General features: G+C 69.4%; 15 protein-coding genes. 6 read left to right on the top strand and 9 right to left on the bottom strand.

All coding sequences use genetic code 11. From position 1 onward, the window contains the following. Positions 1 to 11: 11 nt before the first annotated feature. The 6 genes from fabD to AAC691_RS01360 form a co-directional block, all read right to left on the bottom strand. Complete coding sequence (gene fabD / locus AAC691_RS01385) at positions 12 to 983, bottom strand: ACP S-malonyltransferase (RefSeq protein ID WP_342628702.1); 972 nt, start codon at positions 981 to 983, stop codon at positions 12 to 14. 62 nt (positions 984 to 1045) lie between these two features. Next, the gene (locus AAC691_RS01380) at positions 1046 to 1555 is read right to left on the bottom strand and encodes a YdcF family protein (RefSeq protein WP_342630109.1); all 510 of its coding nucleotides are present in this window, start codon (positions 1553 to 1555) and stop codon (positions 1046 to 1048) included. Positions 1556 to 1580: 25 nt separating this feature from the next. Beyond that, positions 1581 to 2339, bottom strand: coding sequence for a glycine betaine ABC transporter substrate-binding protein (locus AAC691_RS01375; protein WP_342628701.1), 759 nt, complete (start codon positions 2337 to 2339; stop codon positions 1581 to 1583). Between the two features lie 127 nt (positions 2340 to 2466). Then, the gene (locus AAC691_RS01370; protein ID WP_408906043.1) at positions 2467 to 4608 is read right to left on the bottom strand and encodes a M13 family metallopeptidase; all 2142 of its coding nucleotides are present in this window, start codon (positions 4606 to 4608) and stop codon (positions 2467 to 2469) included. Between the two features lie 41 nt (positions 4609 to 4649). Beyond that, positions 4650 to 5291 carry a Dabb family protein gene (locus tag AAC691_RS01365; RefSeq protein WP_408906042.1) on the bottom strand — a complete coding sequence of 214 codons (642 nt, stop codon included), beginning with the start codon at positions 5289 to 5291 and terminating at the stop codon, positions 4650 to 4652. A 112-nt stretch (positions 5292 to 5403) separates the two neighbouring features. Beyond that, on the bottom strand, positions 5404 to 6231 hold the full coding sequence (locus AAC691_RS01360) for a ferritin-like domain-containing protein (RefSeq protein ID WP_176641466.1): 828 nt from the start codon (positions 6229 to 6231) through the stop codon (positions 5404 to 5406). A gap of 205 nt (positions 6232 to 6436) precedes the next feature. On the opposite strand from AAC691_RS01360, the gene sucC reads away from it, so the two are divergent. The 6 genes from sucC to AAC691_RS01330 all read left to right on the top strand — a co-directional run bounded on the left by sucC (position 6437) and on the right by AAC691_RS01330 (position 11699). After that, positions 6437 to 7663 (top strand): ADP-forming succinate--CoA ligase subunit beta, encoded by a 1227-nt coding sequence (sucC, locus tag AAC691_RS01355; protein ID WP_342628700.1) that lies wholly within the window; start codon positions 6437 to 6439, stop codon positions 7661 to 7663. Beyond that, positions 7663 to 8541, top strand: a complete 879-nt coding sequence (sucD, locus tag AAC691_RS01350) for a succinate--CoA ligase subunit alpha (protein WP_323990900.1) — start codon at positions 7663 to 7665, stop codon at positions 8539 to 8541. The genes sucC and sucD overlap by 1 nt, the downstream gene beginning before the upstream one ends. A 125-nt stretch (positions 8542 to 8666) precedes the next feature. Next, positions 8667 to 9686 (top strand): biotin synthase BioB, encoded by a 1020-nt coding sequence (bioB, locus tag AAC691_RS01345; RefSeq protein WP_342628699.1) that lies wholly within the window; start codon positions 8667 to 8669, stop codon positions 9684 to 9686. An 82-nt stretch (positions 9687 to 9768) separates the two neighbouring features. Further along, positions 9769 to 10404 (top strand): 7-carboxy-7-deazaguanine synthase, encoded by a 636-nt coding sequence (queE, locus tag AAC691_RS01340; RefSeq protein ID WP_342628698.1) that lies wholly within the window; start codon positions 9769 to 9771, stop codon positions 10402 to 10404. A 1-nt stretch (position 10405) separates the two neighbouring features. Further along, a complete protein-coding gene (gene queC, locus AAC691_RS01335) occupies positions 10406 to 11179 on the top strand; it encodes a 7-cyano-7-deazaguanine synthase QueC (RefSeq protein ID WP_342628697.1) in 774 nt (257 codons plus the stop codon). Then, positions 11172 to 11699: a 6-carboxytetrahydropterin synthase gene (locus AAC691_RS01330; protein WP_176641288.1), complete on the top strand. Its 528-nt coding sequence runs from the start codon at positions 11172 to 11174 to the stop codon at positions 11697 to 11699. Before queC ends, AAC691_RS01330 begins: the two co-directional genes overlap by 8 nt. A 17-nt stretch (positions 11700 to 11716) precedes the next feature. Here the strand turns inward: AAC691_RS01330 and AAC691_RS01325 are convergent, their stop codons facing one another. Genes AAC691_RS01325 through AAC691_RS01315 form a run of 3 tightly spaced genes read right to left on the bottom strand, consistent with a single transcriptional unit; the run spans position 11717 to position 14295 of the window. Next, positions 11717 to 12634 (bottom strand): hypothetical protein, encoded by a 918-nt coding sequence (locus tag AAC691_RS01325; protein ID WP_342628696.1) that lies wholly within the window; start codon positions 12632 to 12634, stop codon positions 11717 to 11719. Continuing rightward, on the bottom strand, positions 12631 to 13599 hold the full coding sequence (locus AAC691_RS01320; protein ID WP_323990896.1) for an MlaD family protein: 969 nt from the start codon (positions 13597 to 13599) through the stop codon (positions 12631 to 12633). The genes AAC691_RS01325 and AAC691_RS01320 overlap by 4 nt, the downstream gene beginning before the upstream one ends. Next, positions 13600 to 14295 carry an ABC transporter ATP-binding protein gene (locus AAC691_RS01315; RefSeq protein WP_342628695.1) on the bottom strand — a complete coding sequence of 232 codons (696 nt, stop codon included), beginning with the start codon at positions 14293 to 14295 and terminating at the stop codon, positions 13600 to 13602. It abuts the gene before it with no gap.

The following is a 14295-nucleotide window of genomic DNA, read 5'->3' as shown; positions in this document are numbered from 1 at the left end:
TGGCCGCTCCGTCACAGGGTCGCCAGGAACGCCTCGATATCGGCGGGCGTTCCGACCGAACGGGCAGCCGCATCAGGCACGATCCGCCGCACCAGTCCGGACAGCACCTTCCCGGCTCCAAGCTCGACGAAACTGTCGGCGCCCATCGCCGCCATCGCCTCCACGCTCTCGCGCCAGCGCACGGTCCCGGTGACCTGACGCACCAGCAGGTCGCGAATCGCCTGCGGATCGGTCACCTTCGCCGCCGAGACATTGGCGATTACCGGTACCACGGGCGGCGCGATCTCGGCCCGTTCCAACGCCTCGCCCATCGCATCGGCCGCCGGCGCCATCAGCGAGCAATGGAAGGGCGCGGAGACCGGCAGCATCACGGCGCGCTTCACCCCGCGCGCCTTCGCCGCCGCGACCGCGCGCTCCACTGCGCCGATGCGGCCGGACACGACGATCTGACCGCCGCCATTGTCATTGGCGACCTCGATGGTTTCGCGCACGTCCGGCTGGCCCTCGGCGCGCAGGATCGCGGCTTCCGCGCAGATCTCCCGCGCCAGGTCCAGATCGACGCCGATCAGGGCGGCCATCCCCCCCTCGCCCGCCGGCACGGCCTTCTGCATCGCGCTGCCCCGCAGCCGCAGCAGCCGCGCCGTCTGCGCGATGCCGAACGCGCCGGCCGCCGCCAGCGCCGAATATTCGCCCAGCGAATGGCCCGCGACCAGCGCCGCCGTACGCTTCAGTTCCAGCCCGCCTTCCTTCTCCAGCACGCGCAACACGGCCAGCGACACCGCCATCAGCGCCGGCTGGGTGTTTTCGGTGTGGGTCAGGTCCTCCATCGGCCCGCCGAACATCAGCGCGGACAGCTTCTGATCCAGCGCGTCGTCGACTTCCTCGAAGACTTCGCGGGCCGGCGCGAAGGCCGCCGCCAGTTCGCTGCCCATTCCGACGGACTGGCTGCCCTGACCGGGGAAGATAAAAGCATGAACAGGCATCGCGTCCTCGCCATCCAGATGATTCCTATGCCGGGCGACATGGCGGCAGCGCGCCGCCGCTGTCAATCGCCCGCGCCGCCGCCCCTGCGTCGGCGGGCCAGCAGAAGCAGGTCCCACGGCACGGCCGGAATTTCCCGCAGCCGCCAGTACCAGCGCCGAGCGAAGCGCCGCGACGCCGGCACGTCGGGCGGGGGCACCCGCACCACCTTCCAGCCCGCCAGCCGCATCAGCGCCAGGCAGCGCGGCAGGTGATAGGCGCTGCTCGCCACCGCGACCGGGCCATGATGTCCCATCCGCCGCAGCATGGCCGATACGGCCAGAACCGAGTCCAGCGTATCGCCCGCGGTTTCCTCGCGCAGGATCGCGGCCTCGGCCACCCCGGCGGCGCGCAGCAGGTCCGCCATGATCGCGGCCTCGGCCGGGCGGCCGTCCGGCGTGCCGCCGGTCGGGATGAACAGGACCGATTGCCGCGCCAGGCCATAGGACGCGGCGGCAGCCACCCGATGGCGCAGGGTCGCGGTCGGCGTGCCGTCGGGACGCACCCCGGCACCGAAGATCACGATGGGCCGCATCGTCACGGGACGAAAGGCCGCGCGGTCAGCGCGGCAGCAGCTTGCCGCGCTGCCACGCCTCGGCGGCCTCATCGGCACTCATGCCCTCGCGGCGCATGGCATAATCCAGGGCGTTGACCACCTTGTTACCCAGGGTCAGTTCGTCCAATTCGTCCAGCAGGTCGGAATCCAGCACATCCTCCCGGGCCGCACGGCGCAGCAGCATGCGCGCATGCTGCTCGCTCCCCAGCGCCCCCTTCGGGTCGCCCAGCGTGCGCAGGCGGCTGCCGTGATGCAGGAAATTCGGCTGCCACAGGGGCAGGATGGCCGCCTCGCCGGACGCGATCGCCCTCCCGGCATGGTCGTAAGCCTCGTCGTCCGGCCGCGCCTCGATGGTGAAACCGCGCGCCGCCAGCCCATAGGCCGCCACGGCCTGGCGCACATGCTCCAGCACCGACTCCGCCGCCACAATGTTGCGGCTGACCGTCTCGTCATGCGCCAGATCGCCGATTCCGGCGACCTGCGGGGCGGCCCCCTCGGGCAGCGACCAGCCGAAGACAGGCTTGTACAACTGGCCGAACGCCTCCATGCCCGGCAGCCCGGACGCCCAGGCGGCATCGATGTCCGGCAGCCAGGCCGAAACGAACAGATCGATCCGGCCCGCCGTCATGGCGGCGGCCAGTTCGGCCTTGCCGCCGGTCACATAGGCGACTTCCAGCTCATGGGCCTCGAGCACGCGCACAACGGATGCAGCCTCCGCCGCGTGCAGGATGGAATCCGGATGGCCCAGCGTCACCGTCGTCATCTCGTCTCTCCCCGATAGCGGGGTCGTTCCAGCAGGTGACGCAAGATTGCGCAAGGGCCGGCGCCGCAAAAAACGCCGGCCCTTCCCCCGGCCCGCCACCCGGCGACGGAGGCCGACAGCACGTCCGCTACCAGATCTTCACGCGCGCCTCGGGCTTCAGATACAGCGCCTCGCCCGGGGTGACGCTCCAGGCCCGGTACCAGGCATCGATATTATGCATCGGGATATTGACGCGAGCCTGCGGCGGGGAATGCGGGTCGGTCATGATCCGCTGCCGTATGATGTCGTCGCGCAGCTTCTGCCGCCACACCTGCGCCCAGCCCAGGAACACCCGCTGGTCGCCGGTCAGCCCGCCGAGCACCGGCGCCGGCTTGCCGTGCAGCGAGGCATGATAGGCATCCAGCGCCAGGGTCAGGCCGCCCAGGTCGGCGATGTTCTCGCCCATGGTCAGCTTGCCGTTCACATGCACGCCGGGCAGCACCTGGAAGGCGTCATATTGCGCTCCGAACTTCGCCGAGAGCGCGTCGAAACGCGCCGCGTCGTCCTTGGTCCACCAATCCTTCAGCCGGCCCAGATAATCGAACTTCCGCCCCTCGTCGTCGAAGGAATGCGTCATCTCGTGCCCGATCACGCCGCCGATGGCGCCGTAATTGACGGCCGGATCGGCCTTCGGGTTGAAGAAGGGCGGCTGCAGGATCGCGGCGGGGAACACGACCTCGTTGAACACCGGGTTGTTGTAGGCATTGACCGTCTGCGGGGTCATGTCCCATTCGTCGCGATCCACCTTGTGCCCCAGATGGCCCAGCCAGTAGCGCCATTCGAAGCCGATGGCGCGTTCCGCATTGCCATAGGCATCGTCCAGGCGGATCCGCAGCGTCGAATAATCCCGCCAGCGGTTCGGATAGCCGATCTGGATGGTGAAATGATCCAGCTTCTGCAGGGCCGCGGCGCGGGTCTTCGGCTCCATCCAGCCATTATGCTGCAACCGCACGCGGAAGGCGGCCTTCAGCTCGCCGGTCAGGTCGCGCATCGTGTCGCGGTAGGCGGGCGGGAAATAGCGCGCGACATAGGACTGGCCCAGCGCCATGCCCATCGCGCCGCTGGTGGCCGACACCGCGCGCTTCCAGCGTTCGGGCAACTGGGGCTGGCCGGACAGGATCCTGTCGTTGAAATCGAACGATGCCTGCACGAACGCCCGCGGCAGGTCGCGCGCGGAATTGTCCACCAGGTGAAAGGCCAGCCAGGCGCGCAGCGTGTCCAGGCCGGTCTCGGACGCGATCCGCGCCTCCCCCACGATGGCGTCGGGCTCACCCACGATCAGCGTGCCCGATTTCACGATCGCCGGCGGCAGTTCCGCCCCGGCCAGATAGGACGCCCAGTCGAAGCCGGGGGCGCGCTTGCGCAGGTCGGGCACGCTGATCGGGTTATAGATGCGATCCGGGTCGCGCATATCCTGCCGCGCCCAATGCACGCCGGCCAGGCGCGTCTCGAACGCCACGATCGCCGGCGCCGCCCGGTCGGCGTCAGGCCAGCCGATCATGGTCAGGACCTGCCGCACATAGGCCTGATAGGCCGTCTTCTTCGCCGCCAGGCCGGGCTTCAGGTAATAATCGCGGTCCGGCATGCCGATGCCCGCCTGGTCCAGCATCAGGGCATAGCGCGTGGGGTCCTTGGCGTCCGGCTGGATCGCCAGCCCGAACAGCGAATATTGAAAGCCCGTCTGCCCCTGCCCCAGCAGCCTGGCGAAGGCCGACCGGTCCGTCACCGCGCGAATCGCCTCCAGCCCGGCCGCCAGCGGACGGGTCCCCAGCGCCTCGATCGCGCCTTCATCCATGAAGGTCGCATAGAACGTGCCCAGCTTCTGGTCGATCGTCACGGGTTCCGCCACCGGATGGGCCGAAACCGCCTGCAGGATGGCCTGCACCCGCTTGCGCGACAGTTCGAACAGCATGTTGAACGGCCCATAGGCCGTCATGTCGGGCGGAATCACGATGTCATGCACGGCGCGGCCGTTGGCATAGCCGAAGAAATCATTCCCCGGCGTGACGTCCGGGTTCCGGCCCGCAAGGTCGAAGCCCCACGAACCGTAGGACGGCGCGGCATCCGTCGCGGCACCATAGGCCGGCACGGGATCCGCCGCGCGCGCCGCGGGCCCCGCGGCAAGCAGGACCGCCGTCCCGCACGACAGCGCCATCCGCGCAAGGCCGCCCCGCCAGCGCGCCCGGGCTGTTTCCCCGCCTGTTCCCCCGGTTGTTCCGATATCAGACATGCTGCTTCCTTCGTCTCCTGCCTGCATGGGTCGCGAACCGGTCACTTCCGGCGCCTGGCATGGTGCTTCACGCTCTTCGGCGGCGATGCCGAAGGCGGCTGCGATTCGGCCGCCACCCGATAATCGAACGACAAGACCCCGGCCAGATAGGGCGCCACGAAAGTCTTGAACGCGTCATGCGCGGGGTCGAAGAAGCCGGGCCGCGTCACGACCGGCCGGCCGACATAGTAATTGCGGTCCCCCTCGGACCCGAAGGTCACCAGGAACCCCATCTCGTACCCGTCATCCTGTCCTTCGCCGCCATTCTGCAGGCCGGTTTCGATCGACCGCACCACGGACCGGCCATCCGGGCGGCGCGAATCGACCGCCAGCTCCAGGAACCGGCGGGCAATCTCGGCCTTCTGGAACGGCGTGACGCCGCGGAGGAAACGGAACAGCACCACATGCCGGACCAGCCCCGGCCGGAACCCGGGCGCGGTAAAGGCGGCGGCCCCGACCTGCGCCAGTTCCTGCTGCGCGGCCACGGCCGCGGCGTCGGGGGCCGGCAGGGCGGGCGGCGAGCTGGCGATCGGCAGCGAATAAGGCCGGGCCAACGCCGGCACGGACGGCGCGGCCATCGCCGCCGCGAGGCCGAGCCCCGCCCAGGCGACGCCCGAACCGACACTACCGAAACGTCTGACCATGAACCGCTCCCGCGCGCTGCTGCATTCCTGATGGTGTCATGAAAGAACGAAGCGGGACATCAGGCCATTAAATATTGATTCCGTTTTACCTTTTTCAGCCAGGGCCGGACGATCAGGACGCCAGCGCGGCCAGGCGGGCGAATTTTCTCTGCCGCATGCGGATCAGCCGATAGACGACGCGGGCGATCACCCCATGCACCCAGCCATGAGGCGATACCCCGATGGTCTTCAGGATCATGCCCGTCACCCGGATCGTGTGCTTGGGCTGATAATAGCGCATCGCCCGCGACATATAGGCCGCGATACAGCGCCGATGGTCATAGGGCCGGCCGACCGGCTCGTTGGTCGTGTGATAGGCCGAGGCCAGTTCGTCGTCCTCGCTTTCGGTCACGCGGCCCAGGGCGATGCGGGTGCGCCGCCACACACCCAGGCGCTCGCGCTTCAGATAGCGGTGCATATGGTCGTAGAACAGCTTGAAATGCCGGTATTCGTCGGCGGCGATCTGCTGGCAGATCGCCTTCAGCAGCGGCTCCTCGGTCGCGTCGGCCAGCGCGGTATAAAAGGACGAGGTCCCGGTCTCGACCATGCAACGGGCGATCAACTCGCCGGTGCGCGACCCGCGTACCGAACGATCGACGTCCAGATCCAGCTTATAGCTCTCGCGATAGCGGGCGAACGCCTCGGGATAGTTCCATTCGGGGTCGGCCAGCATCGCCCAGCGCCCCAGCGCGTCGCCATGCTGCACTTCCTCGACCGCCCAATTGTCCGCGGCATCGCGAAAAGCCGGATCGTCGGAGAACACATTGTTCAGATAGGTCGCATAGTCGACGCCGTTGCGCTCGACGACCGAGGCCGCCTTGACCACGGGAATGATGTCGGGGTCCACGCGCGCAGGGTCGAAACTGTCCCAATCCATCTGTTCAATGCGCCAATGCTTCATCGTACCCCGTCTTTCATCAATACCCGGTCTCCCCGGCGCGCGCCCATGCCGGCCCCCGCCCGGACCACGCACAAATGGTTTTCGGCTTCCGAGATGGCATAAAAGCCTCGATTATGCCATGCAGTCCTGATCGGCCCTCGCGCGTTCCCCAGCGTGCGGCCCGTTCGCCGGACGGCGCAACAAGAACGAACGCGGATCACACCGTATGAACATACATGAATATCAAGCGAAGACCCTGCTCAAGGGTTTCGGCATGCCGGTACTGGACGGCCGCGTCGCCCGTTCGCCGGACGAAGCCGTGACGGCGGCCCGCGCGCTGCGGGCCCCGCTGGTGGTCGTCAAGGCGCAGATCCATGCCGGGGGCCGCGGCGCGGGGCATTTCGCCGACGATCCCGGCGGCAAGGGCGGCGTGCGCCTGGCCCGCACGCCCGAGGAAGCCGAACAGGCGGCCAGCGCCATGCTGGACCACACGCTGGTCACGCGCCAGACCGGGCCGGCCGGCCGCATCGTGCGCCGCCTGTATGTCGAGGCCGGATGCGACATCGCGCGAGAACTGTATCTTTCCCTGCTGGTCGACCGCGCCGACGGCCGGATCGTCATCGTCGCGTCGCAGGACGGCGGCATGGCGATCGAGGACGTGGCCGCCGCCGCCGCCGAACGGATCCTGAAGGAACCGATCGACCCCGCCACCGGCCTGTCCGACTACCAGGCCCGCAACCTGGCGGCCCGGCTGGACCTGCACGGCAAGTCGATCCGCGCCTTCACCGCGGTGCTGCGCGCGGCCTATGACGCATTCACCGCCCTGGACGCCGCGATCGTCGAAATCAACCCGCTGGTCGTGACCGGCACGGGCGAGATGGTGGCGCTGGACGCGAAGATGAGCTTCGACGACAACGCCCTGTTCCGCCACCCCGAACTCGAGGAACTGCGCGACGAGAACGAGGAAGACCCCCGCGAGCGCGAGGCCGCGCGCCACGGCCTGGCCTATGTCGGCCTGGACGGCACCATCGGCTGCATGGTCAACGGCGCCGGGCTGGCGATGGCCACGATGGACATCATCAAGATGGAAGGTGAGGAACCGGCCAATTTCCTCGATGTCGGCGGCGGCGCCACGCGCGAACGGGTGGCCGCGGCCTTCCGCATCCTGCTGTCCGACAGCAAGGTGCGCGGCATCCTGGTGAACATTTTCGGCGGCATCATGCGCTGCGACATCATCGCCGAGGCGATCGTCGCCGCCTCGCGCGATACCGGGCTGCACGTGCCGCTGGTGGTGCGGCTGGCCGGCACGAATGTCGCGCAGGGGCGCGACATCCTGTCGCGATCCGGCCTGCGCATCATCCCGGCCGAGGATCTGGGCGACGCGGCACGCAAGATCGTCGCTGCGGTCCGCGGAGAAACCACCCCGGCGACCGGCGCGGAAGGAGCGGCCTGATGTCCATCCTCGTCCATCGCGGCACCCGCGTCCTGACCCAGGGCTTCACCGGCGCGCAGGGCACCTTCCATTCCGAACAGGCGCTCGCCTACGGCACCAGGCTGGTGGGTGGCGTGACTCCGGGCCGGGGCGGCGGCACCCATCTGGGCCTGCCGGTCTTCGACACGGTCCTCGAGGCCCGGGCGGCCACCGGGGCCGATGCCAGCGTGATCTATGTGCCGCCCGCCGGCGCCGCCGACGCGATCCTGGAGGCGATCGCCGCCGAGATCCCGCTGATCGTCTGCATCACCGAGGGGATTCCGGTGCTGGACATGGTGCGCGTGCATCAGGTGCTGGTCCGCTCGAACAGCCTGCTGATCGGCCCCAACTGCCCGGGCATCATCACGCCGGATGAATGCAAGATCGGGATCATGCCCGGCGCGATCCACCGGCGCGGCCATGTGGGAATCGTCTCGCGCTCGGGCACCCTGACATACGAGGCCGTGGCCCAGACGACCGAAGCCGGGCTGGGACAGAGCACCTGCGTGGGAATCGGCGGCGACCCGGTCAAGGGGCTGGATTTCACCGATGTCCTGACCCGCTTCATCGAGGATCCGGATACGGATTCGATCATCATGATCGGCGAGATCGGCGGCACGTCCGAAATCGAAGCCGCCCACCTGATCCGCGCCAGCGGCACCAGGAAACCCGTCGTCGGCTTCATCGCCGGCGCCACCGCCCCGCCCGGGCGGCGCATGGGCCATGCCGGCGCGGTCATCACCGGCGGGCACGAAACGGCGGCGGCCAAGATCGACGCGATGCGGGAAGCGGGAATCCACATCGCCCCCAGCCCGGCCCTGCTGGGCCGGACCCTGGCCGGCATCCTGGCGTCCCGCTGAACGCCCCGCCCGATCCCGACGGGGCTCGAAGGGGGCCTGAAGGGGTCGGGACGGGTGACAGTCTCCCCGCTTCTGTGGCACAGCGTGACTCGCTACCGACGTCACGAATACCAGGAACCCGCCCGATGCCCGATGGTGTCATCACGGCCACATCGCCGTATCACGCTCCCTCGCCCCTGCCGCCCGTGCGCACCGACTGGACGCGTGACGAGGTGGCGGCGCTGATCGCCCTGCCCTTCCCCGAACTGATGTTCCGGGCGCAGAGCGTGCACCGGGCGCGCTTCGATCCCACCGAGGTGCAGATCTCGACCCTGCTGTCGATCAAGACCGGCGGCTGTCCCGAGGATTGCGCCTATTGCCCGCAGAGCGCGAAGCATGAGGACGGCGTGAAGGCCACCCGCCTGATGGCGGTCGAATCGGTGCTGAAGGAAGCCCGCGCGGCGCGCGACGCCGGGGCCGCGCGCTTCTGCATGGGCGCCGCGTGGCGCTCGCCCAAGGACCACGACCTCGAGACGGTCTGCGCGATGGTCGAGGGCGTCAAGGCGCTGGGCATGGAAACCTGCGTGACCCTGGGCATGCTGGATGATCGCCAAGCCCGTCGCCTGCGCGATGCCGGGCTGGATTACTACAATCACAACCTGGACACCTCGCCCGAGCATTACGGGGCGATCATCACCACCCGCACCTACCAGGACCGGCTGGACACGCTGTCGCATGTGCGCGACGCCGGGATCAATGTCTGCTGCGGCGGCATCGTGGGCATGGGCGAGGACGAGACGGATCGCGCCGGGCTGATCGCCAGCCTGGCCAGCCTGCCGAAACACCCCGAAAGCGTGCCCATCAACCTGCTGGTCCGCGTCGCCGGCACGCCGCTGGCCCAGGCTGAAACGGTCGACCCGATCGATTTCGTCCGCATCATCGCCGCGGCCCGCATCACCATGCCCGCCAGCCGGGTCCGCCTTGCCGCCGGGCGCGAGGACATGACGGACGAAGCCCAGACCCTGTGCTTCCTGGCCGGGGCGAACTCGATCTTCTATGGCGAGAAGCTGCTGACCACCCCCAACCCCGAAGCCAGCCGCGACGCCCGCCTGCTGGCCCGGCTGGGGATGCATACCAGCATCACCCAGGGCGAAATCCAGGGCTGAATTCCGCCCATCCGGCCCGCGCGGCATGCCGCGCGGGCATTTAGGACTTGCGCGGACGGGCGCGGTGCCCGAAATCACCGCCATGTCGTATGCCATCAAGGAGATGTTCGCGACTCTCCAGGGAGAGGGCGCGCAGGCGGGCCGTGCCGCCGTGTTCTGCCGCTTCGCCGGATGCAATCTCTGGTCGGGGCGCGAGGCCGATCGCGCGCGGGCGGTCTGCCGGTTCTGCGACACGGATTTCGTGGGCACCGACGGCCAGGGCGGCGGCCGCTTCGCCGACGCCGCGGCGCTGGCCGACGCCATCGCCGCCACTTGGCCCGCCGTCGACCGCACGCAGGCTTTCGTCGTCTTCACGGGCGGCGAGCCGCTGCTGCAACTGGATCGCGCCCTGATCGACGCGGTCCATGCGCGCGGCTTTTCGATCGCGATCGAGACCAACGGCACCCTGCCGGTCCCGCCCGGAGTGGACTGGATCTGCGTCAGCCCCAAGGCCGGGGCCGACCTGGTTCAGCGATCGGGGCAGGAGCTGAAACTGGTCTATCCGCAGCCCGCCCTGCCGCCCGACTCCGTGGCCGGGCTGGATTTCCAGCAATTCTGGTTGCAGCCGATGGACGGCCCCGCCCAGGGCGAGAATATCCGGGCCGCCGTCGCCTATTGCCAGGCGAATCCGCGCTGGCGCCTGTCGCTGCAGACCCACAAGCTGATCGGAATTCCCTGACATGACCGCGTTCCAGACCCCCGCCGACCCGACGCGGGAAACCGCGATCGTGCTGTTTTCCGGCGGCCAGGATTCCGCGACCTGCCTGGCCTGGGCGCTGTCGCGCTTCGGCCGGGTCGAAACGCTCGGCTTCGACTACGGCCAGCGCCATGCCGTGGAACTGGCCTGCCGCGCCACGCTGCGCACCGGCATGGCCGGCCTGAATCCCGACTGGGCGACCCGGCTGGGCCAGGACCACACCCTGGCGCTGGACGCGCTTGGGGCGGTCTCGGAAACCGCGCTGACCCGGGACGCCGCGATCACGATGGGCGAGAACGGCCTGCCCAGCACCTTCGTCCCCGGCCGCAACCTGATCTTCCTGACCTTCGCCGCCGCCCTGGCCGCGCGGCGCGGTGCGCGGCACATTGTCGGCGGCATGTGCGAAACCGACTATTCGGGCTATCCGGACTGCCGCGACGACACGATCAAGGCGCTGCAGGTGGCGCTGAACCTGGGCATGGACAGCCGCTACGTCCTGCACACACCCTTGATGTGGATCGACAAGGCCGACACCTGGCGCCTGGCCGAATCGCTGGGCGGCCCGGCACTGGTCGACCTGATCAACCGCGAAAGCCATAGCTGCTATCTGGGCGTACGCGACGTGATGCATCCCTGGGGCCATGGCTGCGGCACCTGCCCGGCCTGCATGCTGCGCCGCGCGGGGTGGGAACGCTATGTCGCGCAGCCCGCGATACACCCCGCGACGGGCTCGGGGACCGGACCCGCCAATGCTTGACCTGGTCTTCACCCGCCGGTTCTCGATGGGGCACCGGCTGATCCACGGCGCCAGCGAAAGCTGCGCCCTGCCCCACGGCCACAACGAATTCGTCACCGTGCGCCTGCGCCCCACCGCGCCACGCGCGCTGGACGGGGCCGGCAACATGGTCGTGTCCTTCCAGCGCGCCAAGGGACGCTGGCATCGTTTCGTCGACGAACGGCTGGACCATGCCTTGCAACTGGCCGAAGACGACCCGCTGCTGGCCTGGTTCGGCACGCATGAACCCGAGCGGGCCAGGCGCATCGTGGTCACCCCGGGCGACCCGACGACGGAACTGATGGCCTGCCTGATGATGGCCAAGCTGAACGCTTTGCTGGCGGACGATGGCGGCCATCTGGTCTGTGCCGAGATCACCCTGCAGGAAACCCCGACCAACACCGTCCAGTATACGGGCGACCCGCTGGAGGTCCTGCCCGCGCCACGCCCGCCCGCGCAATGCTGGTGGCGCCGGGCGGATGACAGCATCGCTGATCTCTGACCCGTCGCGCCGGCGTCCTACCGGCCCGGCGATGGCTCGGCGAACGGATCGGGTCCATGCGCCGCGATCGCGGCGTCCTCCGCCGGCACGCCTTCGACCGTGACCGACACCGCGCCCTGGGCGATCACGTTCCGCGGCTTCTCGCCCTGGGCGGCGGTGCTCTGCGCGGCCTGCATTGCCAGGGACGACGCCCCCTGCCCGTCGCCGCCCTGCGCCGCGGCGTGGCTTGCCAGCACCAGCGCGCGCGCCATGCCACGATAATCCACGATCTGCCGGCGCCGATCGGCCGCAGCACGGGCCAGGTCGCGCGCGCGCAGCGGATCGGACGCCAGCAGCAGGCGGGCCCGCAATTCGTCCTCATCCGCCTGCCATTTCGGCGTGACGGGCCGGCGGGGCGCCGTGTGCTCCCGGGCGAGATGCTCCAGGGCGGCCGACAGCCCGGCCCGGTCCCCGCGCGCATCGGCGATCAACCCGCTCAGCAGGGCCGCATGCTCGGCGGTGGCGGGATCGGCGCTGCCCATCGCCCTGCCGGCAGGCGCTGCGGCCTCGTCGTCGCGCTTCAGCCGGTGCAGCGCCGTCGCCTGGACCAGATCCAGCGCCGCATCCGGGCCGCCCCAGCCCCGTACCGCCATGGCACCACGCGTGGCGGACAGCGTGCGCAGCGCGTCGGCGGCACGTCCCTGATCCAGTTGCACCACGGCCAGGTCATAGCCCGCATCGCCGATCGCTCCGGCATCGTCGCGCGCCATCGCCCGCCGCCCGGCCAGACGATACTGGATTTCCGCCAGTTCCAGCCGATCCAGCGCCACGGCCTGGCGGCCGGTCTCCATCGCCTGGTCCAGCATGTCGTCCTGCGGCCCGGCCCGCCCGCCGCCGCATCCCGCCAGGGCCGGCACCATCAGAAGCACCGCCAGACGGGCGGCCATGCCCTTCATGGCTGGATTCTCTCCGCCGGCAGGCGCCGTTGCGGCGGCTGGGCCGTGCCGCCGCCGCCCAGCAGCCACAGGCCGCGCAACTGGTCCGTCAGTTTCTGCAGGCTGGTCGCCGTGATCTGCGCCTGGGTCAGCAGGGCAGGCAGTTCGGACGACGTCTCCTGCAGATTGCGGGTGATCTCGGGCAGACGCGGGCTGGCCTTGCGCAGGTCCGCCGTCACCGCGCGCATATTGGCCATGCCGCCGTCGGCCTTGGTCATGACCCCGGACAGTTGATGCTCGATCGGCGTCAACTGGGCGACGGCGGCGTTCAGCGATTCGACCAACTGGTCCGCCTGGCGGATCAGCGCGTCGTTCGTCATCAACTGGCCCACCGTTCCCTTGCCGGCATGCAGGTCCGTGATGGTGGCGTCCAGCATCGACATCATATGCTGGGAACTGTCCAGCACCGGCAGGATGCGCGCGCGGATATCGGCGAAGGTCTGGGTGATCATGTCCGCCGGATTCGGGGCGTTCTGCGCGGTGATCACGGCGTAATGCCAATCCATCGGCTCACCGGTCCCGCGCGTGATGTCCACGTAATCGGCCCCCGCCACCACGAAGCGCCGGCGGATGGTGGCCGTGCTGTCGCGGCGGATATAGGTCTCGAGCTGCGGATCGATGTCGGCGATCGCATACATCCCGCCCGACGGGTTGATGCGGATGCGCCGGATCGTCCCGGCATGGATGCCCACGACCTCGATATCGTCCCCGATCGCCAGGCCGCTGACCCCCACATCCGGCAGCACGATCTGCAACTGCCCGGCCGGGGTCAGCCAATCGCGCAGCACCCCGGCCTCGACGATCGCGGCGAAGCAGATCGCCAGCGAGACCAGCACCAGCAGCCCCACCCATTCGTCAGCATAGCGCACGCGCACCAGTTGGCGCGACGGATCGGCCGTCTGACCCATTGTCCGGCCTTGGGCCATCTATCCCCTCCGTATCGGAAACAGGCCTTCGTCCAGAAGGCGCATTTGGGCGCTGACCGCCCGGCGATAATCCCGCCACGCCGCAGCGTCGCGCGCAAACCACAACACCGAGGCCCCGCGATCCCGCGCCGCCGTCACGGCCGCGAAAAACGCCGGCGCAGCGTCCGGCGGCAGCGTGTCGGACACGTCCTCCAGCAGCAGCAGGTCCGGCCGGCCCAGAAAGGCGCGCACGCAGGCCGCGCGCGCCAGGTCGGCCGCCGACAGCCGCCCCGGGCCGGAAAGCGGCATACCCGGCAGGCCGAACGCATGACCCAGCGCGATCGACGCCTCGACCAGTTCCCTCGCCGGACGGCGCGTATGATGCAGTTGCGGCAGCATGATGTTCAAGTGCGTGCCGAACAGATCCAGCCAGGATGCGCGCTGCGTGATCCGCCCGATCCGCCCGCGCAGCGCATTGGCCTGCCGGTCGCCCAGTTCGCGCCAGTCCAGCCCCATGAAGCGGACCGAACCCGCCGTCAGATTCACCATACCCGAGCACAGATCGGCAAAGAGGGTGGCGCGCCCGGGATCGCGGCATTCGATGACGGCGCAATCGCCCGGCATCAGCCGCAGGTCGATCGGCACCGGCGCCATGCCGCTTTCCTCGAACGAGGGTCGCGCCGCACGAAGTTCCAGCATCGGGCCACGGCTCGCCAT

It is taken from the genome of Nguyenibacter vanlangensis (assembly GCF_038719015.1).
GTDB classification, from domain to species: Bacteria; Pseudomonadota; Alphaproteobacteria; order Acetobacterales; family Acetobacteraceae; genus Gluconacetobacter; species Gluconacetobacter vanlangensis.
Note: the sequence above shows the minus strand (reverse complement) of the source record. Positions and strands in the feature narration are given on the sequence as shown.

Bases quoted from the DNA above. Each gene is read 5' to 3' on its own strand.
- fabD (WP_342628702.1), bottom strand. From the start codon at position 983: ATGCCTGTTCATGCTTTTATCTTCCCCGGTCAGGGCAGCCAGTCCGTC.
- AAC691_RS01365 (WP_408906042.1), bottom strand. From the start codon at position 5,291: ATGGTCAGACGTTTCGGTAGTGTCGGTTCGGGCGTCGCCTGGGCGGGG.
- AAC691_RS01325 (WP_342628696.1), bottom strand. From the start codon at position 12,634: ATGAAGGGCATGGCCGCCCGTCTGGCGGTGCTTCTGATGGTGCCGGCC.
- queE (WP_342628698.1), top strand. From the start codon at position 9,769: ATGTCGTATGCCATCAAGGAGATGTTCGCGACTCTCCAGGGAGAGGGC.
- bioB (WP_342628699.1), top strand. From the start codon at position 8,667: ATGCCCGATGGTGTCATCACGGCCACATCGCCGTATCACGCTCCCTCG.
- AAC691_RS01320 (WP_323990896.1), bottom strand. From the start codon at position 13,599: ATGGCCCAAGGCCGGACAATGGGTCAGACGGCCGATCCGTCGCGCCAA.
- AAC691_RS01370 (WP_408906043.1), bottom strand. From the start codon at position 4,608: ATGTCTGATATCGGAACAACCGGGGGAACAGGCGGGGAAACAGCCCGG.
- sucD (WP_323990900.1), top strand. From the start codon at position 7,663: ATGTCCATCCTCGTCCATCGCGGCACCCGCGTCCTGACCCAGGGCTTC.
- AAC691_RS01375 (WP_342628701.1), bottom strand. From the start codon at position 2,339: ATGACGACGGTGACGCTGGGCCATCCGGATTCCATCCTGCACGCGGCG.
- queC (WP_342628697.1), top strand. From the start codon at position 10,406: ATGACCGCGTTCCAGACCCCCGCCGACCCGACGCGGGAAACCGCGATC.
- AAC691_RS01380 (WP_342630109.1), bottom strand. From the start codon at position 1,555: ATGCGGCCCATCGTGATCTTCGGTGCCGGGGTGCGTCCCGACGGCACG.
- AAC691_RS01315 (WP_342628695.1), bottom strand. From the start codon at position 14,295: ATGGCGAGCCGTGGCCCGATGCTGGAACTTCGTGCGGCGCGACCCTCG.
- sucC (WP_342628700.1), top strand. From the start codon at position 6,437: ATGAACATACATGAATATCAAGCGAAGACCCTGCTCAAGGGTTTCGGC.
- AAC691_RS01360 (WP_176641466.1), bottom strand. From the start codon at position 6,231: ATGAAGCATTGGCGCATTGAACAGATGGATTGGGACAGTTTCGACCCT.
- AAC691_RS01330 (WP_176641288.1), top strand. From the start codon at position 11,172: ATGCTTGACCTGGTCTTCACCCGCCGGTTCTCGATGGGGCACCGGCTG.